Annotated in this window: 18 protein-coding genes and 1 tRNA gene; 5 read left to right on the top strand and 14 right to left on the bottom strand. The window is 46.9% G+C overall.

All coding sequences use genetic code 11. The features are described from left to right. Window positions 1-90: 90 nt before the first annotated feature. Window positions 91-177, top strand: a tRNA-Ser gene (locus SIB74_RS04795). Between the two features lie 97 nt (window positions 178-274). On the opposite strand, the gene SIB74_RS04790 is transcribed toward SIB74_RS04795, so the two are convergent. From SIB74_RS04790 to SIB74_RS04780, 3 genes are all read right to left on the bottom strand, one after another. After that, the gene (locus SIB74_RS04790; protein ID WP_063395949.1) at window positions 275-1,360 is read right to left on the bottom strand and encodes a fatty acid desaturase; all 1,086 of its coding nucleotides are present in this window, start codon (window positions 1,358-1,360) and stop codon (window positions 275-277) included. An 833-nt stretch (window positions 1,361-2,193) separates the two neighbouring features. Beyond that, window positions 2,194-2,937, bottom strand: a complete 744-nt coding sequence (locus SIB74_RS04785; RefSeq protein WP_063395950.1) for a type 1 glutamine amidotransferase — start codon at window positions 2,935-2,937, stop codon at window positions 2,194-2,196. A 774-nt stretch (window positions 2,938-3,711) separates the two neighbouring features. Then, window positions 3,712-4,125, bottom strand: a complete 414-nt coding sequence (locus SIB74_RS04780; protein WP_063395951.1) for a hypothetical protein — start codon at window positions 4,123-4,125, stop codon at window positions 3,712-3,714. A 950-nt stretch (window positions 4,126-5,075) separates the two neighbouring features. On the opposite strand from SIB74_RS04780, the gene fldA reads away from it, so the two are divergent. Next, entirely contained in the window at window positions 5,076-5,600 is a 525-nt protein-coding gene (fldA, locus tag SIB74_RS04775; RefSeq protein WP_063395952.1) for a flavodoxin FldA, read from the top strand. A 455-nt stretch (window positions 5,601-6,055) separates the two neighbouring features. Here the strand turns inward: fldA and SIB74_RS04770 are convergent, their stop codons facing one another. From SIB74_RS04770 to SIB74_RS04755, 4 genes are all read right to left on the bottom strand, one after another. Then, a complete protein-coding gene (locus SIB74_RS04770; RefSeq protein WP_063395953.1) occupies window positions 6,056-7,651 on the bottom strand; it encodes an iron uptake porin in 1,596 nt (531 codons plus the stop codon). Between the two features lie 353 nt (window positions 7,652-8,004). Continuing rightward, window positions 8,005-8,934, bottom strand: a complete 930-nt coding sequence (gene ppk2, locus SIB74_RS04765; RefSeq protein ID WP_063395954.1) for a polyphosphate kinase 2 — start codon at window positions 8,932-8,934, stop codon at window positions 8,005-8,007. A gap of 120 nt (window positions 8,935-9,054) precedes the next feature. Then, window positions 9,055-10,389 carry an ATP-binding protein gene (locus SIB74_RS04760; protein WP_063395955.1) on the bottom strand — a complete coding sequence of 445 codons (1,335 nt, stop codon included), beginning with the start codon at window positions 10,387-10,389 and terminating at the stop codon, window positions 9,055-9,057. Then, window positions 10,389-11,114, bottom strand: a complete 726-nt coding sequence (locus SIB74_RS04755) for a response regulator (RefSeq protein WP_011130183.1) — start codon at window positions 11,112-11,114, stop codon at window positions 10,389-10,391. The genes SIB74_RS04760 and SIB74_RS04755 overlap by 1 nt, the downstream gene beginning before the upstream one ends. Window positions 11,115-11,307: 193 nt before the next feature. On the opposite strand from SIB74_RS04755, the gene SIB74_RS04750 reads away from it, so the two are divergent. Then, entirely contained in the window at window positions 11,308-11,781 is a 474-nt protein-coding gene (locus SIB74_RS04750; protein ID WP_063396033.1) for an EF-hand domain-containing protein, read from the top strand. Here SIB74_RS04750 and SIB74_RS04745 read toward each other — a convergent pair. From SIB74_RS04745 to SIB74_RS04735, 3 genes are all read right to left on the bottom strand, one after another. Then, window positions 11,778-12,179 (bottom strand): hypothetical protein, encoded by a 402-nt coding sequence (locus SIB74_RS04745; RefSeq protein ID WP_063395956.1) that lies wholly within the window; start codon window positions 12,177-12,179, stop codon window positions 11,778-11,780. The two genes, SIB74_RS04750 and SIB74_RS04745, sit on opposite strands and share 4 nt — an antisense overlap. A 130-nt stretch (window positions 12,180-12,309) precedes the next feature. Then, entirely contained in the window at window positions 12,310-12,927 is a 618-nt protein-coding gene (locus SIB74_RS04740; protein ID WP_063395957.1) for a DUF4335 domain-containing protein, read from the bottom strand. After that, the gene (locus SIB74_RS04735) at window positions 12,927-13,526 is read right to left on the bottom strand and encodes a DUF3038 domain-containing protein (protein ID WP_011130187.1); all 600 of its coding nucleotides are present in this window, start codon (window positions 13,524-13,526) and stop codon (window positions 12,927-12,929) included. Before SIB74_RS04735 ends, SIB74_RS04740 begins: the two co-directional genes overlap by 1 nt. Between SIB74_RS04735 and SIB74_RS04730 the strand changes: the two genes are divergently transcribed. Continuing rightward, window positions 13,525-14,088, top strand: coding sequence for an adenine phosphoribosyltransferase (locus tag SIB74_RS04730; protein ID WP_413681792.1), 564 nt, complete (start codon window positions 13,525-13,527; stop codon window positions 14,086-14,088). The two genes, SIB74_RS04735 and SIB74_RS04730, sit on opposite strands and share 2 nt — an antisense overlap. On the opposite strand, the gene SIB74_RS04725 is transcribed toward SIB74_RS04730, so the two are convergent. From SIB74_RS04725 to dapB, 4 genes are all read right to left on the bottom strand, one after another. After that, a complete protein-coding gene (locus SIB74_RS04725) occupies window positions 14,079-14,291 on the bottom strand; it encodes a DUF2949 domain-containing protein (RefSeq protein ID WP_011826043.1) in 213 nt (70 codons plus the stop codon). The two genes, SIB74_RS04730 and SIB74_RS04725, sit on opposite strands and share 10 nt — an antisense overlap. A gap of 21 nt (window positions 14,292-14,312) precedes the next feature. Next, on the bottom strand, window positions 14,313-15,458 hold the full coding sequence (locus tag SIB74_RS04720; RefSeq protein ID WP_063395958.1) for an FAD-dependent monooxygenase: 1,146 nt from the start codon (window positions 15,456-15,458) through the stop codon (window positions 14,313-14,315). 416 nt (window positions 15,459-15,874) lie between these two features. Next, on the bottom strand, window positions 15,875-16,531 hold the full coding sequence (locus tag SIB74_RS04715) for a hypothetical protein (protein ID WP_011130191.1): 657 nt from the start codon (window positions 16,529-16,531) through the stop codon (window positions 15,875-15,877). 17 nt (window positions 16,532-16,548) lie between these two features. Further along, window positions 16,549-17,400: a 4-hydroxy-tetrahydrodipicolinate reductase gene (gene dapB, locus SIB74_RS04710; protein WP_063395959.1), complete on the bottom strand. Its 852-nt coding sequence runs from the start codon at window positions 17,398-17,400 to the stop codon at window positions 16,549-16,551. A gap of 115 nt (window positions 17,401-17,515) precedes the next feature. Here dapB and SIB74_RS04705 point away from each other — a divergent pair, with 115 nt between their 5' ends. Next, window positions 17,516-21,559, top strand: coding sequence for a magnesium chelatase subunit H (locus SIB74_RS04705; RefSeq protein WP_063395960.1), 4,044 nt, complete (start codon window positions 17,516-17,518; stop codon window positions 21,557-21,559). Window positions 21,560-21,568: the final 9 nt, after the last annotated feature.

Genomic DNA, 21,568 nt, shown 5'->3' with positions numbered 1-21,568 from the left:
TCTAGAGGCTTATTGAAACAGGGGGTTGGCCATCATCCATTCAATGTCATGGTTTAAAATATCAAAGCTGACTTGATAGAGTCAGTTCAGGGAGAGGTGGTCGAGTGGTTGATGGCTCTGGTCTTGAAAACCAGCATGTCCGCAAGGGCATCGTGGGTTCGAATCCCACCCTCTCCGTTTTAGTTACCGTAACAGCAGATTATTAGATTTCAAAACAGTTTCTATGTTGATTGTGGTGAAAGCAAATAGTATATCTACGTTTAAGATAGGCTAGTCAAACAGATTGTAGATTTGCCTCTGCAAGTGTGACTAACTTATTGGAGTCTGAGTCCCAAAGAATATAAGCAAAACAATCTGGTATCTCAGTAATGCGTAATTTCTTTGCGCCATGCAGAAGTGCTTTATTATGTGTATGGCATGCCTTCAATCTATAATTAGGAATCCGCTCGCAAAGATGATGAATACTGTGGAACGAAATATCTGCAAAAAACCAATTAAGCCATAATGGAATATCTAAATTGCTACTCCCTTCAATTGCTGCAGTAAAGTAGCTCCAGTCGTCATTACCATGAGCATAGGAACCCTCGAAATTATGTTGAACAAAAAAGATGCAAATAAAGATTGCTGCCGAAGCTGTCATCACCAACGAGTAACAAGTCCAAAACAGACCGACTCCAAGCCATCGACTCATTAATAACCAACTTGCTAGTACGCAGAGGTTATTTGCCAGAAGATCAGCTAATTCTCCAGAGGTATACCAATAACTTGACTGATGCTTTAGTAATTGAGACCGAAAACTATTGATGCTGTTCCAGCCCTCATCTCGAAGACCTACAGCAAATTGATGGCACTTAGACCAACAATATTCTGTTAATCCCAGGATTAAGGCCAATCGAGGCTTAATTATGAGGTAAAAGAAACCACCAGGAAATAACATCAATGGATGCCGACTTATAAAATATATAATCTTGTTGATTTTAGATAGAGATTGATACTGAGCAAGAGTTAGTAAAGCTGAAGGGCCTCGATAAAGCTGCCAATTTCCATTGTGCTTATGATGATATGCATGACCTCGTGACCAAGGGTGCTGAGGTATCGCATTCAGCACTCCAAGAAAAAAACCGGCTGAGCGGTTGAGCCATCGGGAGTTAAAAAGAGAACCGTGTCCGCAATCGTGCATTAAAGCAAAGCAACGAGACGACAGCAAAACCAACAGGACAAGAACAATGAATAATTGAACAGCCTTCAGGCCAACTGGAGAGGATGCATGCCCAATCAATGACACCATCAGCCATAATCCTGCAATCGGAACAAGAGTGGAGAACAACTGCCAACAAGCCCAAGGGTCACTGCGTTGCAAGTAGGGCTCAATGACAAAATCAGTCCTGTTTAGAGGCCTGTTCTCTGGTGGGATTGGTGGATCGTAGGATTGTGTTGGGATCTGGCTAACGCTTGGAGTGTCCTTCTAATATGCCACGTTTATCAGCAAGCTGCGCCTTTGCATAGAGGTGGATGAAATCGCTAAGCGGGTTAAACACATTTGGGGCAACTGATCTGTTGAGGATGGCTAGGCAAGCAGCGCCTAAAAGGTATTGAGAACTTGATTAAGTAACAATACAGGAGAAGCAGAGATCCAAGACAAATACTAATCAAATAAATATATTGACGACATACCATAATGATTTAAAACTAAAAAAATCATGCAATGAATCAATTGTGATTCATTTAACGAATCCGAATTAGGCTGTCAACAAGAAATTCCATGGAATTCATGCTGAGAGAGAAAAAAACAATGTCATAAAGACCTAATCATCAAGGCATAGCAAAAGCCTTACTGCCCTGCAATAGGCATAAACGAAACATAATCAATAGGCAAAATACACATTACTAACAATAGAATGGGGCACGAACAAAACAATGAGAATGCTTCTTAAAACTTTTACGGAGGTTTCTTTATTTTAAAGAAATACAGCTAGGCATGAATCAAGTTGTCAAAGTTAAAAGTATTGAAACAGACTAATACTTGCGAGAAAACAATGATTGGCGCAACAAAGGCTCTATCTTAAGCCTACAAAGGATATAATCGTTAAATACATTGAAAAGCTAGAGACTAATTTGTTAAGTTTTAATTGTTCAATTAAACCATAAGCAGATCAAGCTTCCGTCGCAATAGATCAAAGAATATCTAATAATCTAAAAATATGATGGCCAAAGCTCGCGAAATAAATCTGTAAGCAATTTTAGCCGTCTAGGTCTACTACTACTGCTATACAATCGCTGCTGGTCACGCAAAATATGAGCGGCGTTATCGCCAAGGGCTGCACAGATAAAATCATTGTCTTCAGCAATCCAACGAAAAACATCTTCATCCTCGACCTCTAGATGAAACTGGAGGCCATATGCCAATGGTCCAATTCTAAACAATTGCTCACGACAGCGAGCACTGCTGGCAAGAACGTTGGCAGTTTCAGGCAGAATTATCCTGTCGCCATGCCAATGCAAAACATCAAGTGGCTGCTTTAAAGACGTTATCAGTGACTGATTTGCCGCCTCGAGCGTTGATGTAATTGGTGCCCACCCGACTTCCGCAAGGGGGCGCGTTGGATCGCCGCCCAACAGCGGTTCAACGCCTCCACCAGCAGCGTGTGCAAGTAACTGTGCACCAAGACAGACACCAACAAAAGGGATCTGATGCTCCAAGGCTTGTTGAATTAAAAGAACCTCATCCTCTAACCATGGGAAGGCTGGTTTGTACAGATCCGCTACGCCCATCGGTCCTCCTAGGACCAGCAAACCATCTCCTTTGACCAAAGAAGGCAAAGGTTCCCCTAGGTCCACACGGATTACATGGACTGCCATCCCATGTTGTTGTGCAAGGTCTTCAAACAAACCAGGAGTTTCACGTTCTAAATGTTGAACAACAAAGAGGGGAGTCATTTGAATAGAAAATGAATTTGTTGCACTGATATTGTTGAGTTTAAACGCTACAGCTCTATCAACAGCCTGATTGATAAGGGTTGGCTGCTGAAACGAGATCAATAAACAAATAAATGCAAATAAAGCAATAAGAAAACGAGTGGCTGAAAAACAATACCTTGTGTTAACCAATCACATTAACAGCAGGCAAGTTCGATTTATTTTAGAATCTTGAAAAGCAATAAGTTCATAGACCGAAAGCATTCCGCACAGCATTTCAATCATAAAAAAATATTAGGTTCTTATGGCAGGATAATTCAGCGGCTGGCTTGAGGATTTAATCAGCAGCATGATGAGCATGAATGATCTTAGACCTACAAAGTGAGATAATAAAGAATTTGATCAAAAATGACCGAGTAGCCCGAGTAAAGTTCACTGGGAAAATAAGATATAGGATCAGTAGTAGTTTTCGCTCAATATCGGGGTTCTGAAAGCAACTTCTATTGGAAGATCATGAAGGCCAAACGATCTAAGCAGTTAATATATACTAGAAAGATAGTAGTCAATCAATAATTAATTGGATTCACAGCAGAAATAATTTTGTCATCTAGCATCTATGATCGACCATTCGCAATCGAATAAAAGCTTCTATAGGGATGCTAGCTTAAGTATAAGAATCCATCTTACTAAGTAGATCAACATCAATACATTGCCCAAGAAAAACAGAGGTGATATTGATAAAGTCTAAAATCGTAATCATAAATAATCCCAGAATATATTTGCTTAGCCGATCCATTACCAAGCCTTGAAGCTAACTGGCTGATACTTGGCAAACTCTAGGGTCCAACCTCTATCGGCTATTTTTTTCAAATCCAGAAGGAAGCTCGAGAAATCCCCGCTTTGGATCCAGGCAGCCTTGATTGCGGGTAGATCCTCCGGCAAACGCTCTATTGGCAGTTCTACAAGTAGGAAGCTGTTTGCTCCAACAGCTCGGTTCAAGGGGCCGTCATCTGTACGTTGCCATATGCGCAGCAATAATTCCAACGCAAGGGCCATGCCATCATCTGATGGCATGGCAAGACGCGCCTGTTGACCACCAATGTCCGCATTGCTCGGTGGAAGAGACTGGGATTTACCTGAAAGTGGTAGTGCACGCTTACCATTTTGCTCAAGCAAGGCCAAGGCGATTAGATAGGGAGCATCTGCCATAAGGCATCATCGGATCCTCCATCATGACTGGTTAACAGGCCTGCAATGGAAAGAAAAGCAAAAAGGCTTTATTGAAATCACTCTAAGGAGAAATTGTCAAATCCAGAGAGTGCATCAATTCCTTCATCCAGATTGAATAATGAGGGAATGCTGCCATGATTTGAATTAATCATGAGTACGAGGATGGACAACCCAGAACGCCCTGTATGGATGAACTGGGCATTCCTAGGTATATTTCTTTGGACCAGCTGGCAGTTAGCCGGATTTTGGATGGAACGCCTCAACGGATAAGCCACCAGCTGAGTTAAAGCACAAAGGTATAAAGATTGCTGCCTATAGAGCAAAGCTCAAAAGAATCCTTTAACAATAATCCCCACAACCAATGATAATCCTGACTTCTTTAACCATGAGACATGAATCGAATAAGGTCAATTCAAGCTTTATTGAGTTTAAATCATTAGAAATTAAATAAACCAAGCGATAGTGAATAAAAACTGTCAGCAGAGGCTTGTAATATAAACAAGATGATCATTAATTTAAGAGTAAATAGAAAGGTGTAACAACATATACTGCAGAAGACACAATATCATGCTGAAGGCATATAGAATATGGGTTTGAAGGAACATAAATCACTAATTTGATTCAAATCCTGCAGTTCTTTAAGGGCTCATCTAGCCAGAGCCTCATTCAATTAACAAGCCTGACTAATGAGTCAGTTTCTTAAAGAGACAAGATTGAACAAATCATTGTCTATTCTCACCCTAAATTTCCAGAAAAAAACAACATTTTCTTCAATCTAAGTTGAATGCGGCAGAGCTTCCTTGAAAAGGCAAATCTTAGAACCATCTAGAACAACCAATATGTTGTATAAATAAGCACGGCATTGAGTTAATAATGGACGACATAAATATGCCTTGCTGCATTAAGACTGGTTTGCTTTTATTAAATCCATGGCTGTCGGCATCTACTTTTCAACAACAACAGGTAAAACTGAGGATATCGCTGATCGGCTTCATCCTCTCCTCAATGGCACTAATACACCTCAGGATTTAGCTGATCTACAGGACTTAAGCCAGCTAAACGATTTAGATGCGATTATCTGCGGTATTCCAACATGGAACACAGGTGCAGATAGTGAACGATCGGGTACAGCTTGGGATTCAATGCTCGAAGACATCTCCAAGCTAAGCCTAACTGGTAAACAGGTAGCTATCTATGGGCTCGGAGACTCATCAACTTATACCGAAAACTTCTGTGATGCTATTGAAGAACTTCATCAGTGCTTCAAAGATGCAGGCGCTACAATGGTGGGATATGTCTCAAAAGATGGTTATACATTTGAAGATTCAAAGAGTTTAATAGGGGACAAGTTCTGTGGTCTACCCCTCGATGAAGACAGCGAATCAGACATGACGGATGATCGACTGATGTCATGGGCAATTCAGCTTAAGCAAGAGATACCTGCGTTAAATTAATGATGCTTACAAGATATCTCTATTTAACAAGAGATCACAATTGCAAACAACTCATCCACTCTTTTTTTCACATATCATCGATCGATTAATAGTCTGGTATTAATCGATGAAGAGAGAAGATATTTCATCTCCACAATAAAGATACATGAATCAGACTTGCCTGATTCATGTATCTTTATTCAGAGATCAGCAGATTGTATTGAGCTCAATCAGGCCTTCTAGAGTCTGAAAGCGATAAGCAAGATACTTTTTTAGAGATGAAATTCGATAGGTTCTATTACTATGAAATGTGTAATATCTATATGGATTAAACAAATAGTACATCATATAAAAATTGCAAACGCATTTTACAATCAACAATTGACATATGAAGGAGTCTAAAAAAAATGCTCTAGATTTTCTTCTAGAACAACTTTGAAATATAAACCTGTTGATGGAAGTCAAAGCTTAACGATCTAGAAGCTAAATGTCGTTCTCAATACACCACCAAACTGGTTTAGTGTTTCATCAGTATCCATAAGCCCTGAGGCAGGACGGCTCAGATAGAAGAGGCCTGGGGTAACAACAATGTTGTCAGTCGCCTGGAACTTATACCACAGCTCGGAAACATAGTTCCCATCATGAGGTGTGTCTCCATCTTTGAGTCTGGTTGCGAATGGTGCCTGGCCAATCGCGAAACCACCAGCGTTACCTTCAACAAACAGATCATTCCATTCGAGACCAACCATCCATGACTGCGACTGAGAAACTTCTCCCTCATAAACATGATCGTCATCGTCAAAGCTGGTTGAATTGATGCCCCAGCCAATGCTGACTGAAGGGATCCAACCATTCTCTTGAGGCATCCAGTATGCAGACAATGCGAAGGCATTTGTATAGCTATCGGTTCCAGAAGTGAATCCGTAGCTATCAGCTACATACATGCTGGAGTAAAGGACAAGATCATTATTTTGAAGATAGCTATAGGTCGCAGCGACACCCCACTGCTCATCGGTATATCCGATTTGAGCAGTTCCTGTAGCAGCTGAACAATCATTAGCTATGCCACCACAAGGATCATCATTGGAATTGGGTTCACCGTTACGTCCATTAGCAGCGACATAATTGGCACTGATTGCCCAACCGTTGTTCTCACACCAAATACCAGCACCCTGACCCATGTTTTTGTTGAAAGCACCTACTGATGCACCAGGTAATGTGACAACATCCAAAACCGTTGAAGATCCATCACTTGCATAGGCCGTTGGCCAAATTGCAAGCATGTCTTCCTGGCCAACGATTGCACCAAGAGTTGCGGTGAAGCTCTCACCAATCGGGAGTTGGTAGAAAATCTTGTCGATATAGACGACATCGGCACCAGCTTCTGCCTCAGACGCAACTTCCAAGGTGGAGAGGTTTGTGGGACCATCTCCTCCGAATACAGTCTTTCCGAAATTACCTGCACGCAAAGTAGTAGACAGTGTGTCCTTACCTGTAAAGCTCGTGTTCAGCACAAGCTGAAGGTCATAGTTGAAGCTGGTTGAACCCCACTCTTTGTTATAGATATCTCTTGCGTCGTCAAGTGAGCCACCAAAGCTGTTGGCACCAATCACGAAGGATGTCTGACCAACAAGCTTGGTGGTGGTGGAGAACTGAGTGGCTTCGAGTTCACCAACGCGGGCTTCTAGGCCATCAACACGGCCCTTGAGGATGGCGAGCTCCTGCTCGAATTCGTTGAGCAGACGACGCAGTTCGTCGGTGACTTCAGTGATGCGATCGAGGCAAGCGTTCAACAAAGCAGCCGCTTCAAAGCGGGTCATTGCTCTGTTACCGAGGTAGCTACCACTTGGATAGCCAGCTACACAGCCGTAGCGCTCAATCAGGTTGCTCAGCGCCTGATATGCCCAATCGGTTGGGTAAACATCTTGGAATTGGGAGATGCTGGTGACCTGCTCGCTGGAGGCCGAATAATCGGACACACCTTTGATGTCGAGGTCTGCGGCATTAGCTGCCATAGGGGCCATCAGGCCCAAAGCAGCAGGTGCCACCAGCAATTGCTGGAAGAGTTTCATTTGGTTCCCAACACGAAAGCCGGCAAAACAGATTAATAATAGACTGTTAATAGTATTAATAATGCGCATGCTATTGATTACTTCAGCCGCAGCAATTGTTACGTCATTACGACAAAGTGCCTAAATTTTCTCGTAGTATTTAATACGAAACTCAAAGCACTCTGATCAATTAAACTATACTGTAGTCTGGCATAAAAATCAGCTAGATTAAAAATCTGAGGCTAGAGAATAAAAGTATCAATACATCATTAAACCCAACATTCTCAGTCATTGAGTATTGAAATAAGGGATGGCTGACTATTATTTTAAAATATTAGCTAACGGAAGAGCTGAATTGGGTCAAGCTCGATAGATCAATCATAGGGATAGGCATTGGGTACAAAAAACTGCTCATTAATTGGTGGGCGCTCATATTCACCCTGTTCAGGCCTAGAGGGAAGTTGGATGGCCGGCGGTGTCATATCTTCCCAGGGGACCTTGCTGAGCAAATGCCGAATACAATTCAGACGAGCTCTACGTTTATCATCAGCCTCTACGGTGAACCATGGAGCTTCAGGAATATTGGTGTGAGTGAACATCACATCCTTTGCTTTGGAAAATTCAACCCAACGATTACGAGCTTCAAGATCCATCTCGCTAAGCTTCCAACGACGCGTAAAATCGTTAATCCTTGACTGGAATCTGGCCTCCTGTTGTACGTCACTAACTGAAAACCAATACTTGAGTAAAAGAATGCCACTTTGTACGAGCATCCTTTCAAATTGAGGACAAGCTTGATAGAAGCGCTCTAGCTCATCTTGTGTACAAAAACCCATGACCCGTTCCACTCCAGCGCGGTTATACCAACTGCGATCAAACACCACAATTTCTCCAGCGCTAGGGAAATGATCAACGTATCGCTGGAAATACCACTGAGTCTTTTGTTGATCTGATGGGGTTCCCAAGGCCACAACACGGCAACCTCGGGGATTCATAGGTTCTGTCAATCGTTTGATCGTGCCCCCTTTCCCAGCTGCATCACGGCCTTCAAACAGCACAATCATGCGAAAACCAGTGGCTTTTATCCAGTACTGCATCCTCACCAAATCAGACTGAAGCTTCTTCAATTCAGATTCATATAGCTTCTTGTTGAGACGTTGAACACTTGAATGAGCACCATCTGAAAATGCTGATGGTTGTTTGATGTCTTGATCAGTCCCATCAAGACATTCCATATCCATCTCACTGATTTTGTCTGATGAGACGGAAGCCTTCTTCAGTTTCTTATTCTTGTCTTTACCCATCTCAACTTTCTAGCGGAGAAACCCTATATTGCCTGCTAAAGTGACAAAAAGAAACCATGAATCAAGCTTTCTCAATCCTTGAGCAATCTTACAAAAAACATTGAGAATATCAACGGCGATTTACTGCAACGACTTTTCAGGAGGGTCAAAAGGCAATTGAAGCCTTACCGCAAAGCGACCAGGTTGATCTTCACTGGTTGCATCAGAAGCAACAAAGCTAAGTTGGCCTGCATGTCGACTAACAACATGAGCAACGATCGCCAACCCGAGGCCGCTATGCCCTTGTTCCCGGCGTGATTCATCCAAGCGTTGAAAAGGTTGTACGGCTCGCTCCCACTGATCCATTGGCATGCCTTTTCCCTGGTCCCAAACTTCGATGCGATAGCTGTGTTCAAAGCCACGTAGCGACACAGTCACGGGGGCTAAACCGTAGGTAAATGCATTGTCGATGAGATTGACAACTGCTCGTCCCAAGGCAACAGGCCTCACCTTGGCCATAAGAGGTTGAAGATCAAGCCTCAGCAAATCGGCAGAATGAGTAGCGCAGACCTCAGCCATCCACGCATCTAGAGGCAGCTCCACCAAGGCTTCGCTATCACCACCACCGGCAAAAAGAAGAAACTGGCCAGTAATTCGCTCAAGAGACTCTAAATCCCTTGAACATTGCTCACGATCATTAGCACTGAGGGATGGCAAAGACAGCCGAAAACTGAGTCGAGTTATGGGGGCTCTCAGATCATGGGCGATGCCTGCAAGCATCGTTGCCCTTTCACGGCGGTTGGCCGATAAGCGTAAAAGCATGGCGTTGAAACGTTGTGTGAGGCGTTGAACTTCAGGAGCTCCCACTGCTGCTACAGCCTCAGGATCAATACCATCACCAACACGAGCGAGAGCCCTTTCCAGACCCCTCAACGGTCGATCAACCTGAAAGAGAAGAAAAAGACCACCACAAATCACCACGGCACCAACCAAAGCCAGCCCAAACATGATTGGCTCCGGTGGCCAAGCAAACGCGGAACGCAGTCCAACTCGGAGCCAAACGGGCTCCAAAGGGGAAATAAGTTCAATCCAAGCTCCACGTTGCGCACCTTCAGCCGAGAAAGGAACCAAAATTGGACAATGGGAGAGTCGTTGGCATAGCTGCCTCTGAAGCGCATCTGTTTGCCGCTGAAGAGAATGATCAAATCGGAGCGGATCTGGTGGTCGATCGATCACTGCTAGATCCAGCCCTGTTAGCTCAGAAACCAAACCAGGGGGATACCGCTCAAGAGCTAACTCAGTAAGACGAACGTTGAGTGATAGATCACGACCAAGTTGAACGGTCTGAAGCATCTCTAACTGTCGACCAAAGAGCACCTGCAATACCAATAAACAAAGCGCCCAACTGCCAAGAACAAGGCCACTCCAGCCCAAAGAAGTGAACACGATCGCCGACCTGCGTTGTGTCCGCGTCATCAGCGAGACCTGGGCTCACCATCAGGGACAAAAACATATCCATAACCCCATACCGTCTGGATATAGCGAGGTCGACTGGAATCGGGTTCAACCAACCTTCTCACCCTCGAAACCTGAACATCCATGCTTCGACTATCCGTATCACAAGCTGGCCCACGAGCGAGTTCGATCAATCTTTCCCTAGAAAGAGGGCGATGAGGATGTTGTACAAAAGCGGACAACAAGCTGAATTCTCCACTCGTAATCACAACTGGAGAACCATTTTGGGTCAGGGTACGAGCGGAAAGATTCAACACATTCCCACCAAAAACCACATCGCCACCCTCTGCTAAAGGAGTGCCAGCGGGAAGCGCACAGCGCCGTCTCAAAACGGCTTCAATACGAGCAGAAAGCTCGCGTGGAAGGAATGGCTTGCCGAGGTAATCGTCTGCACCTTGCTCGAGACCGATGATCCGATCAACGGCCTCCCCCCTCGCGGTAAGCATCACAACAGGCAAATCATCCCCTGCATCACGCAAACGACGCAGAGCGGACAGGCCATCATCACCCGGCAGCATCAAGTCAAGGACGACAAGATCAGGTCGTTGAAATTCCAACCGTGCTTCCAGTTGCTTGACATCGCTGAGACAGCGAACGTCATAACCCTGGTCAATCAGATAGGTACCCACCATCTGACGCAGTTCTGGGTCATCGTCCACAACCCAGATCATCGAGGAGCGTTCCATCACTATTGCGTGCTCTAGAAGCCACTGTTCCTCGATGGTATAGACAATCTCTATCGCTTTTTCTACAGGGGTTGGAGCATGTCACAGCTCAAAGAGCTTTGGTCATAGTTCAGTCATCGACATTGCTGAACACGATCCATAGGCTGATTGCATGACAAATCAGCCAAGGCCCCCTCTTTGCTGGCCGAAATCATTGGAGTCAAAGGTTTTCAGGTTCATCACTGCAGGACTGATCAGCGCTGGAACTCTGCTGAACCAAACCGGTGCCGAAGCAGTACCAGATGGCATTGAGTATTACGGCCAGCGCATGGAGGCCATGTTCATACGATTGGACCTCAACGGCGATGGTCGGCTGGATGCAAGCGAGGTTGGAGAAAAGACTTACCTGATAAGAAGGCTGAATAGAAAGAATTCACGTGGTTATTTAGTTTTAGAGGACTTGCGACCTGCCGGCACTCATCCAAACGGTAAACGTCTCCAACGACGTTTCAAGCAAGCCGATATCGACGGCAATGGGAAACTCAATCGCGATGAAGCTCAGTCAATCCGCTGGTTGGCCAACAACTTCAACAAACTGGATTTAAACAACGATAGCGATATAACCATGGAGGAGCTTTGGATGTTGCAAAGATCCCTGGCGCCGCATCCTCATCCTCGCAGGCACTAATGACTGATCTGGCGACGGATTGGCCTCCTGGAAACCTTCTTCGGCCTACTCCATAGTTGTGTAGAAAACCTCAACATCCGCCAGCTGCCACCAAGGAGAAGGATTAGTCCAAGCATCACGAGTCCAGCCAACAAAATCACCGAACCAAGACCCAAAAGGGCCTCAAGCAGATGAGTGATACCGCGAATCAGATCAGCGATTGCTTCGCTGACAATCACCACCCCATCGAGTCGTTGAGGCACCCAGTTCAAAAAAGCTAATAAACCGATGCCGCCAACCAACATCAGCATCGATTCAACAAATTGACGCCAAAGAGGAAGCACCTTTCTGGGTCGAGATCTGCGGAAAACCTGACGTTGACGATCTGAGTTGTTGAATTTTCGAAGAGGACTGCTCATGGGATAAGTCAGTAGGGGGGTCCGCTTCAACAGGACACGATTAATTCGATCTTCACGCCTGCATACCTGCCAATGGGAGGTATGAAAGTGTTTTCAATAGACCGTAATTCTGGCCTGCAAGATCTGTTCGTCAACGATCAGAACGTGATTGCAACTCTGGCGCATTTGGAGTGGCAGGGGACAGCGTTCCATCTGGATTGCGTGGAACAGGCAGCAACAGACCAAGACCTGCAATCAAAACCAATGCTGCGCCACCAATCAATGGAGCTCCTAAGCGTTGGCCAAGAGGGACTCGCTCGGCCAGTTCCTGACGAGGCAATGGGGAATCAATTGGCAACTCCCAGTGAACCTGAACACGCGAGTCAAGGCGAAGATCATCCAGACAACGCACGAGATCAGCAAGCTCTGCATCATCAAGGTTAAGAGTGAGAGGAGGGACATTCGGCTGACTACTACGCAAAAGCAGTTGATGTCTATCCCCATCAGGAGAGATCACAACCACACTGGTTTCGTCAGCAAAAGCTCGACTCACACCAGAAATGCGGTGGCGTGAATAGGGGAGCACAGCAGCCATCAAGGCCTGCAGATGTTCACGCTTGCCTTCTAGCTCTGGTGAACCAACCAACTGCAGCCGCCAACCCGACAGAATGCCTAGAGCACCATCCCCATGACCCGCGGAGAAATCTGGCAGGCCCTCCACCTGAAGGCGGACTGCCGTTTGGTCATAACGGAAAGAGAGGTTCAGCATCAGGGTGTGGGATCAAGCAGGCTGGCGCGCAGGCGATCGACTCCTCCATTACCAGCAGCAAGAGCAAGCGTAAGCACCAGCTCACGCTGAATAGGCTGAGATTGCTCTGGCCTCAACAGACGCTGAACCGCTCCGCGCCGAGGATTCATCCTCTCCTCGATCAGATCGCGCAGCCGCTGATCAAGCAAAGTCCAGCGCTGCAAATTGAGTTCTTCTGGTTCACGTGAAGAAAGCAGCTGATGAAGAAGGGGATAAAGACGGCTTGCCATGAAACAAAGCAAGCGAAGCAAAGCCTCAGTATCAATAGAACTGAGGTCACCTCGACGGGTAGCGCGTCTCAGTGGATTGTGACAACGTCGCTTCCAAAGCTCAACCCGGTTGGGGAACTGTTTCTGCAAACCCAACTGATTGGTTGCCCAGAGCATCGCCTCACCACCATTGAGATCAAGTGATTCGACCACAAGCAAGAGAAGGTCTAGACGCTCAAGTCCTCTCCTGCCAAGAACAGTGTTGTTCTGCACGCCGCTCTGCTTTTGCTCAAAGGGTTTCTGTGGCTGAACAGTTGATGAAGGATCTGAAGTGGTTGTTGCATTGATCATGGCTGCGATGATGCCAGGCTTAAGGCCCCTGCGTCACCACTCTTTGGATCTTCGCCACCTCATTCAAGATGTACCAGACTTTCCAAAACCTGGAATTCTCTTTCGGGACATCAGTCCCCTGCTGCGTGATCCCGATGGCTGGGATGAAGTGATGCGACAGCTAGGAGATCTCTGCACAGAATTCAAACCCGATTTAATTGTCGGAATCGAATCACGTGGATTCATTGTGGGAACAGCTTTAGCAACGAGTCGCAAAATCGGCTTTGTTCCGGTTAGGAAGCCTGGCAAATTGCCTGGTGATGTTCTTGGCATCGACTATTCCCTGGAGTACGGCAGCGATCGGCTCGAGATTCATGCGGATGCTCTGCAAGGTCATCCCCGTGTCTTAATGGTGGACGACCTTCTGGCGACTGGAGGAACTGCAAAAGCCACAGTCGAGTTAATCGAGCAGGCTGGTGGTGAACTGGTGGGATGTGGTTTTGTGATCGAATTAGCCGCTCTCGGCGGGCGTCAGCAACTTCCAGTTGAGATGCCAGTGAAATCACTGATTATCTACTCCTGATCATTTTCCCAATCGAGAACCTGCTGATACTGAGTCAGGCTGAGTAAACCGAAACTCCAAAGCACGACCGGCAGAGGGGCTTGCTCAAGTTCTGCCTGACGCAAGCCCAAGTTAAGAGCGTTCTCGCTAAGGCCGAGTTTCTGTTGCAAAAACTGCAGTAACTGGGGTGAGAATGACGGCTGCGGATGGCTACAGATCACCATTTAACCAACTGCAGTAGACGATCATTCTGGCAACAATCTGATGACTGTAATGGGTCCATCTGTCATGGCCTTCAAAAGCAACTGACGCAACAAAGAGAGGCGAGCCAGAAGAAACATCAGCGGCAGTCGAACCATCAGCAACAGGATGTTTCGACTGGAGAAAAAGCGCACGATCAGATCAGTAAATAAACCAACCAACACGAGATCAAAAATGCGCTGGCGGGCATAGACCTGAGGCAACTTCTCAACAGGCAACTTGCCCTCATCGACATTCTTCACAACGTTCATCAACGTGCTTACGTCACGCCAACAAAGATTCAACCCTTGTCCTCCGACAGGGTGACAGCGATGCCCAGATTCACCCACAAGGACGCCACGACCTCGCTGCAAACGAAAGGCAAAGGCGAGTTGGAGAGGGAATGCCGCAGGACGATCCAAGAGCACATCTGGCTGAAGGCCATCTGGTAACACCGCCGCAAGATGATCAAGAAAGCAAGAAGGAGAAAGACCAGCACGTTCTTGGCATCGTCTCAAAGGAGCACTCCAAACCATCTGGAAGACCTCACCTCCCATGGGTAAGACAGCTAGGGGGCCTTCAGCACGAAAAAGCTCATATGCCATCAAGGGATCAGCACCCCGAAGCAGCACCTTGGCTGTTAAGCACCCATTTTGATAAGGATGGTTCCAAGTGTTGATACCCCATGCCTGCCGGGTGAGAGATCTCGGACCATCAGCCGCAACAACCAAATCGTGCCCATCGAGATGATGATCATCACACCTCCCTAAATTTAAAAGCACCTTTGGAGATGTCTGAAGACGATCAATCAGCAATTCCATTAATGGTCGATGGTCAAGAATCCAGCCGACGGCACCGTGAAGCTGATTTTGGCTTGAAAGATCATCAACCTCAAAATATGTATGACGATTCAGCTCCTGATCATCTAGCCGCAATCTTGTAAATGGAGCGAGATGAGGAATCAGTGAGGCCCATAGATCAAGTGATTGAAGCAATCGCCTTGATGAATGCGTAAGGGCATAGGCTCTACTTCGTGCTGGCAACTCTTCAACTGTCAAGGGGTCACAGAGGGTGACGCTGTTACCTAGCCGAGCAAGAGCAAGCGCCAAAAGCGACCCAGTAGGACCAGCGCCAAGGATCTTCACTCGCATGTCAACTGGCAAAGACCCTTTTGCTGCAGAGTGGAACCGGTTCAAGTGGTCAACCAGAAAATGAGAAACAGATCACTAGTGATTTTGCTGCAAGTTCGCCAATAGCTGTGAATTGATCAATCATGTTCTAAAGCTCCTCAAAGCAGTTTCCCAACCATCTCTGCAAAAAGTGAAGGGCAATGCAATATCCCTGAGCATGGCGAAGCATCCACAGAGATGTCAACTGGTTGGCACCCCCCCCCGCTATTTCAGTGGCAAATCCTAAAAGTGTTCAATCTTAAAAGTATTGATTGATCAACCATTCTCTTGTTGAGAACCACAAGAGGAATCGAGTAATTTTATAAGTCAAACGAACGATGCCATTTGCACTCCTAAGACTTTTCAAGCTAGTGGCAAGAAAAATCTCTTAGCGCGATTCAGCTGGTCTGGCGAGCAAAACGCAACTGACACAGCTCCTCAAATGCAGGCCTTAGCAAAAAGGGATACTCCCCGACCCACAACCGCTGCCCTGGCAACCATGCATCAGTCAGTGCAGCGATACGGCTGAAATCCTTGCGATCGCTCAGCACAAGGCAACGAATGAGAGATCCAGCTCGGATGAACTGATGCTTCTTGGACATCGGAAAGCTCAATTGACCCAAATATCCATCTTCATCCTCTAACTCAAGAACAATCCAAGTACGTCTGTTCTCAACAAGCTCCAACTCACCAAGCTTGTTCGCTTGCTCATGACGGTCCAGCACTCGTTCACGGGTGAACACATTGGCCACCTCACCTTCGAAGATGGCCGCCGCCGGATAACGACGAAGGCCTGCATTGCGCTGACCCGCTTCAACGATTGGGCCCCAAAGCACATAAAGCAGAAGAGCCACTCCAACAACAAGCCAGACAGCACCCCATCGACTCGCCAGCTGACTCTGACTAATCAATAGTGTGATCACACCTCCAATGGCGGCGATCATGACCCTCTGCAGAATCTTGCGAGGGTTGCCAAGGGCCGCTGCGAATTGATTACTGGTGGCCACTGCAGGGATAAGCCTCTGAAGCTCTCCTGGACGCAAAGGGACCAACATCGACTCGCAAATGAATTTCAGATGAGGCGTTCAAGGCCATAAACCAGACCTTGAAGCTGTCGCACCTTACGAACGGTTAGCAACACACCTGGCATGTAGGCCGAACGATCAATGGTGTCGTGGCGGAGTGTATAGCTCTCTCCAGGAGCTCCGAACATCACTTCCTGATGGGCAACCAATCCAGGAAGACGAAGCGAATGGAGTCTTAAGCCACTAGCTCGTAAGCCACCACGGGAACCAGTCAGCGATTCATGCTCATCAACTTCAGGCGAATTAAAACTTTTACCGAGCTCCTCCATCATCTCTGCAGTTTTTATACATGTGCCACTCGGGGCATCAGCCTTACGGTTGTGATGCAGCTCAGTCAGTTCTGCATGTTGATAGAAGCTCGCTGCCGCGGCGGCTGCCTGTTGCAGTAAGACCATGCCAACAGAGAAATTTGGGATAACGGCTCCCCCCATCGAGGCCTTTTCAGCAAAGTTGCTGAGATCAAGCAACTGATCTGGAGACAGACCTGTAGTGCCTATGACCGGATGAACCCCATAGGCAAACGCCGCCCTGGTGTGCTCGTAAACCACTGAAGGATGAGTGAAATCAACAAGCACAGCACCTTGTCCAAGGCCAGTCCTATGAAAAGACTGGCTGACAGAACAAAGACAAGCCTCAATGTCGGACGTCAAAGCAACATCAAGAACACCAATTCCAAGCTCCTCCCCTACCTCCACGCCTTCCTTGCCTGGCGTTGTGTCCACTGCACCAACCAACTCACAATCCGAAGCGAGATGAACAGCTTTGATGACCTCAGCCCCCATGCGGCCCAGTGCGCCAGCAACCACAACAGGAATCAACTCTGGAGGGACTGAGGTCATGGGAGGGCGATCGCTGAATAAAGCCTATGGGTCGACTCATGTAACACCCAGGCAGCGAACTTCACTCTGAGCCCCAGACAACCTAGGCTTCATCAAATTACTTTGCAGTACGCCAATGTTCACGCAGGTTCGCTCAGCCGATCGCCGAGTTGCTCCTGCTGAGAACCACAGCCATCAAGCTGTCATGAAAGCGGTGTATTTGGTACTCGAGCCTCAGTACCAAAGTGCGCTTTCCCAGGCCGCAAACAGCCTCAATGCACAAAATGGAGCCATTGGCGTTGAACTGAGTGGCTACCTCATCGAAGAACTGCGCGATCCAAGCAACTTTGCAGACTTCCAAGCCGATGTAGCCGAAGCCGATGTTTTTATCGCCTCGCTGATTTTCATTGAAGACCTAGCTCAGAAAGTGGTAGACGCTGTCACACCCCATCGCGAGCGGCTCAAAGCCATTGTTGTTTTTCCTTCCATGCCGGAGGTGATGCGGCTCAACAAGCTTGGCACCTTCACCATGGCCCAGCTGGGACAGAGCGATAGTGTTATCGCCAACTTCATGAAAAAGCGAAAGGAATCAAGCGGTGCTGGATTCCAAGACGCAATGCTCAAACTATTAAATACACTCCCCAACGTTCTTAAATATCTGCCGGTTGATAAAGCACAAGATGCAAGAAGCTTCGTGCTCAGCTTTCAATACTGGCTAGGAGGTACGCCAGACAACCTGCGCAACTTCCTATTAATGCTGGCGGATAAGTATGTCTTTCCAGCGACAGAAGGGGAAGATCGTCCGAAACTAGACATCGTGGAGCCAGAGATCTTCCCGGACCTGGGCATCTGGCATCCGATGGCCCCTTCGATGTTTGAAGATCTCAAGGAATACCTCAACTGGACGACCAGCCGCACGGATCTCTCAGAAGAAGCCCGCAAAGGCCCAATGATCGGTCTTGTCCTGCAGCGAAGCCACATCGTCACTGGTGACGATGCCCACTATGTCGCTGTCATTCAAGAGCTTGAATTCCGTGGTGCACGTGTCCTCCCCATTTTCTGTGGTGGGCTTGACTTCTCTAAGCCTGTCAATGCTTTCTTTTTCGACCCAATTAACCCTGACCAACCTCTAGTCGATGGGGTGGTTTCCCTGACTGGATTTGCCCTTGTGGGTGGCCCTGCCAGACAGGATCACCCCAAGGCTATCGAATCTCTCAAGCGCCTTAGCCGCCCTTATATGGTGGCGCTCCCGCTTGTCTTCCAAACAACTCAGGAATGGGAAGTTAGTGACTTAGGCCTGCATCCAGTTCAGGTTGCACTACAAATCGCCATCCCAGAATTAGACGGAGCCATCGAGCCAATCGTGCTCTCTGGTAGGGATGATGCCACCGGCAAAGCCCACACACTTCAAGACCGGGTTGATGCGATTGCTGAACGAGCAATCCGTTGGTCATCTCTAAGAATCAAGTCAAGAGCTGAGAAGAAATTAGCAATTACTATTTTTAGTTTCCCTCCAGACAAAGGAAATGTTGGGAGTGCTGCCTACCTCGATGTTTTTGGTTCCATCCATCGTGTTTTGGAGGAAATGAAGGCTCAGGGCTACGACATCCAAAACCTCCCAAAAGACTCCAAAGCACTGATGGAGGTGGTAATCAATGATCCTGAAGCACTAGAAGGAGCACCAGAACTGGCCATTGCACACCGTATGAGTGTGGCTGAGTACGAGCACCTGACACCTTATTCAGAGCGCCTTGAAGAAAACTGGGGCAAGCCGCCAGGAGAACTCAATAGTGATGGTCAAAACCTACTGATTTATGGACGTCACTTCGGCAACGTCTTTGTAGGCGTTCAACCCACCTTCGGCTACGAAGGAGACCCAATGCGCTTGCTCTACTCAAGAAGCGCCAGTCCTCATCACGGCTTTGCTGCTTACTACACCTATCTCGAAAAAATCTGGAAAGCTGATGCTGTGCTCCATTTTGGCACCCACGGCTCTCTCGAATTCATGCCAGGCAAGCAGATGGGCATGAGTGAAACCTGCTATCCAGATTCATTGATCGGAGGGCTGCCAAATCTTTATTACTACGCAGCGAATAATCCCTCCGAAGCAACGATTGCAAAAAGGCGTGGTTATGCCTCCACAATCAGCTACCTCACTCCTCCAGCAGAAAATGCAGGCCTCTATAAAGGCCTCAAAGAACTGGGCGAACTGGTGGGGTCCTACCAGCAACTGCGTGAAGGCGGTCGTGGTGTGCAAATCGTCAATACCATCATTGAAACCGCACGCCAATGCAATCTTGATCGCGACGTAGACCTACCAGAACAAGACTCGGCAGAGCTAGATCTCGACCAACGGGATGCCGTTGTAGGCGCGGTGTATAGCCAATTGATGGAAATCGAGAGTCGCCTTCTTCCATGTGGACTTCACACGATCGGCAAACCACCCACGGCAGAAGAGGCGATAGCAACTCTGGTAAGCATCGCCGCACTTGAACGTGAAGACGATGGTCTTCGTTCGCTTCCTGGGCTGTTAGCAGAAGCGATAGATCGCAAAATAGAAGATATCTACAAAGGAAATGATGACGGCAATCTTGTTGATGTAGAGCTCAATCGCACTATCACTGAGGCATCTCGTGTCGCCGTTAGAGCGATGGTGCAATCTCTCACGGGACGAGACGGACGCGTCAATATGAAAGATAATTCCAATTGGTATTTGGAATGGTTTTTTAATCTACTTCAGCGTTTTGGTGTAACACGCCCCAATGCATGGTTGCAAGCCTGTAGCAAAGCTGGATTCGGCAAAATTGATTCCATTGAGCTTGACAAACTGTTTGCTTATTTGCGCGGTTGCCTTGAAAAGATATGCGCAGACATGGAAATGCAGAGCCTCATTCGCGCCCTTGATGGAGAATATGTACTTCCTGGTCCAGGTGGAGACCCAATTAGGAATCCAGGGGTTCTGCCAAGTGGCAAAAACATTCATGCTCTCGATCCACAGGCCATCCCTACCAGAGCTGCCGTTGCTGCAGCAAAAGGAGTCGTCGATAAATTAATTGAACGTCAACGCCAAGAACAGGGCGATTGGCCAGAAACAATTGCCTGTGTTCTTTGGGGTACAGATAACATCAAAACCTACGGTGAATCACTGGCGCAAATCCTCTGGTTTATTGGTGTAAACCCAGTACCAGACTCTGTAGGTCGTGTTAACAAGTTAAAACTCATTCCCCTTGAAGAGCTTGGTCGACCAAGGATTGATGTGGTCGTGAACTGTTCAGGAGTATTTCGAGATCTGTTTATCAACCAAATGGCATTAATCGATCAAGGCGTCAAGATGGCAGCTGAGGCCGATGAACCACTGGATCAAAACTTCGTACGCAAACACTCCCTTGAACAAGCAAAGGCACAAGGCACAAGCCTTAGGGATGCAGCCTGCCGTGTATTTTCCAATTCAAGTGGAAGTTATAGCTCAAACGTAAATCTTGCAGTTGAGAACTCAACATGGGAAGAAGAGAATGAACTTCAAGAGATGTATCTTTCACGCAAGACATTTGCCTTTAATGCTGACAACCCAGGAGAGATGAACCAAAACAGAGAAGTGTTTGAATCTGTCATGAAAACAGCAGATGTCACATTCCAAAATCTTGATTCTGCTGAAATTTCGCTTACTGATGTCAGCCACTACTTCGACTCAGACCCCACAAATTTAATCAAGGGTCTTAGAGATGATGGCAAAGCTCCAACGAGTTACATCGCAGATACAACAACAGCAAATGCGCAGGTCCGCTCTCTGAGCGAGACGATTCGATTGGATTCCCGTACAAAGTTACTCAATCCAAAATGGTATGAAGGCATGGTCAACTCAGGCTATGAAGGCGTTCGCGAAGTCGCCAAGCGCCTGAACTTTACCCTCGGCTGGAGCGCAACTAGCGGACAGGTAGATAACTTTGTCTACGAAGAGTCAAACGAAACCTTCATCAATGATCCAGAGATGCGTAAGCGTCTCATGGAACTTAATCCGCATAGTTTCCGTCGTATTGTTGGTACCCTCTTAGAAGTCAATGGCAGAGGATATTGGGAAACATCTGATGAGAACATCCAGCAATTGCAAGAGCTTTACCAGGAAATAGAAGATCGAATTGAAGGAGTAACAACTCCAGACAACCAATCATCTGGCGAATGATTAAATAGT

The sequence above is a fragment of the Prochlorococcus sp. MIT 1306 genome (assembly GCF_047304515.1).
Lineage (GTDB): Bacteria > Cyanobacteriota > Cyanobacteriia > PCC-6307 > Cyanobiaceae > Prochlorococcus > Prochlorococcus marinus_D.
The sequence above is the reverse complement of the archived record's forward strand: the minus strand, read 5'-3'. Positions and strand labels throughout refer to the sequence as shown.

Bases quoted from the DNA above. Each gene is read 5' to 3' on its own strand.
- SIB74_RS04745 (WP_063395956.1), bottom strand. From the start codon at position 12,179: ATGAGCAGTCCTCTTCGAAAATTCAACAACTCAGATCGTCAACGTCAG.
- SIB74_RS04725 (WP_011826043.1), bottom strand. From the start codon at position 14,291: ATGGTGATCTGTAGCCATCCGCAGCCGTCATTCTCACCCCAGTTACTG.
- dapB (WP_063395959.1), bottom strand. From the start codon at position 17,400: ATGACCTCAGTCCCTCCAGAGTTGATTCCTGTTGTGGTTGCTGGCGCA.
- SIB74_RS04730 (WP_413681792.1), top strand. From the start codon at position 13,525: ATGGCTGCGATGATGCCAGGCTTAAGGCCCCTGCGTCACCACTCTTTG.
- SIB74_RS04755 (WP_011130183.1), bottom strand. From the start codon at position 11,114: ATGGAACGCTCCTCGATGATCTGGGTTGTGGACGATGACCCAGAACTG.
- SIB74_RS04760 (WP_063395955.1), bottom strand. From the start codon at position 10,389: ATGACGCGGACACAACGCAGGTCGGCGATCGTGTTCACTTCTTTGGGC.
- SIB74_RS04720 (WP_063395958.1), bottom strand. From the start codon at position 15,458: ATGCGAGTGAAGATCCTTGGCGCTGGTCCTACTGGGTCGCTTTTGGCG.
- fldA (WP_063395952.1), top strand. From the start codon at position 5,076: ATGGCTGTCGGCATCTACTTTTCAACAACAACAGGTAAAACTGAGGAT.
- SIB74_RS04740 (WP_063395957.1), bottom strand. From the start codon at position 12,927: ATGCTGAACCTCTCTTTCCGTTATGACCAAACGGCAGTCCGCCTTCAG.
- SIB74_RS04780 (WP_063395951.1), bottom strand. From the start codon at position 4,125: ATGGCAGATGCTCCCTATCTAATCGCCTTGGCCTTGCTTGAGCAAAAT.
- SIB74_RS04770 (WP_063395953.1), bottom strand. From the start codon at position 7,651: ATGAAACTCTTCCAGCAATTGCTGGTGGCACCTGCTGCTTTGGGCCTG.
- SIB74_RS04705 (WP_063395960.1), top strand. From the start codon at position 17,516: ATGTTCACGCAGGTTCGCTCAGCCGATCGCCGAGTTGCTCCTGCTGAG.
- SIB74_RS04715 (WP_011130191.1), bottom strand. From the start codon at position 16,531: ATGTTGGTCCCTTTGCGTCCAGGAGAGCTTCAGAGGCTTATCCCTGCA.
- SIB74_RS04735 (WP_011130187.1), bottom strand. From the start codon at position 13,526: ATGATCAATGCAACAACCACTTCAGATCCTTCATCAACTGTTCAGCCA.
- ppk2 (WP_063395954.1), bottom strand. From the start codon at position 8,934: ATGGGTAAAGACAAGAATAAGAAACTGAAGAAGGCTTCCGTCTCATCA.
- SIB74_RS04785 (WP_063395950.1), bottom strand. From the start codon at position 2,937: ATGACTCCCCTCTTTGTTGTTCAACATTTAGAACGTGAAACTCCTGGT.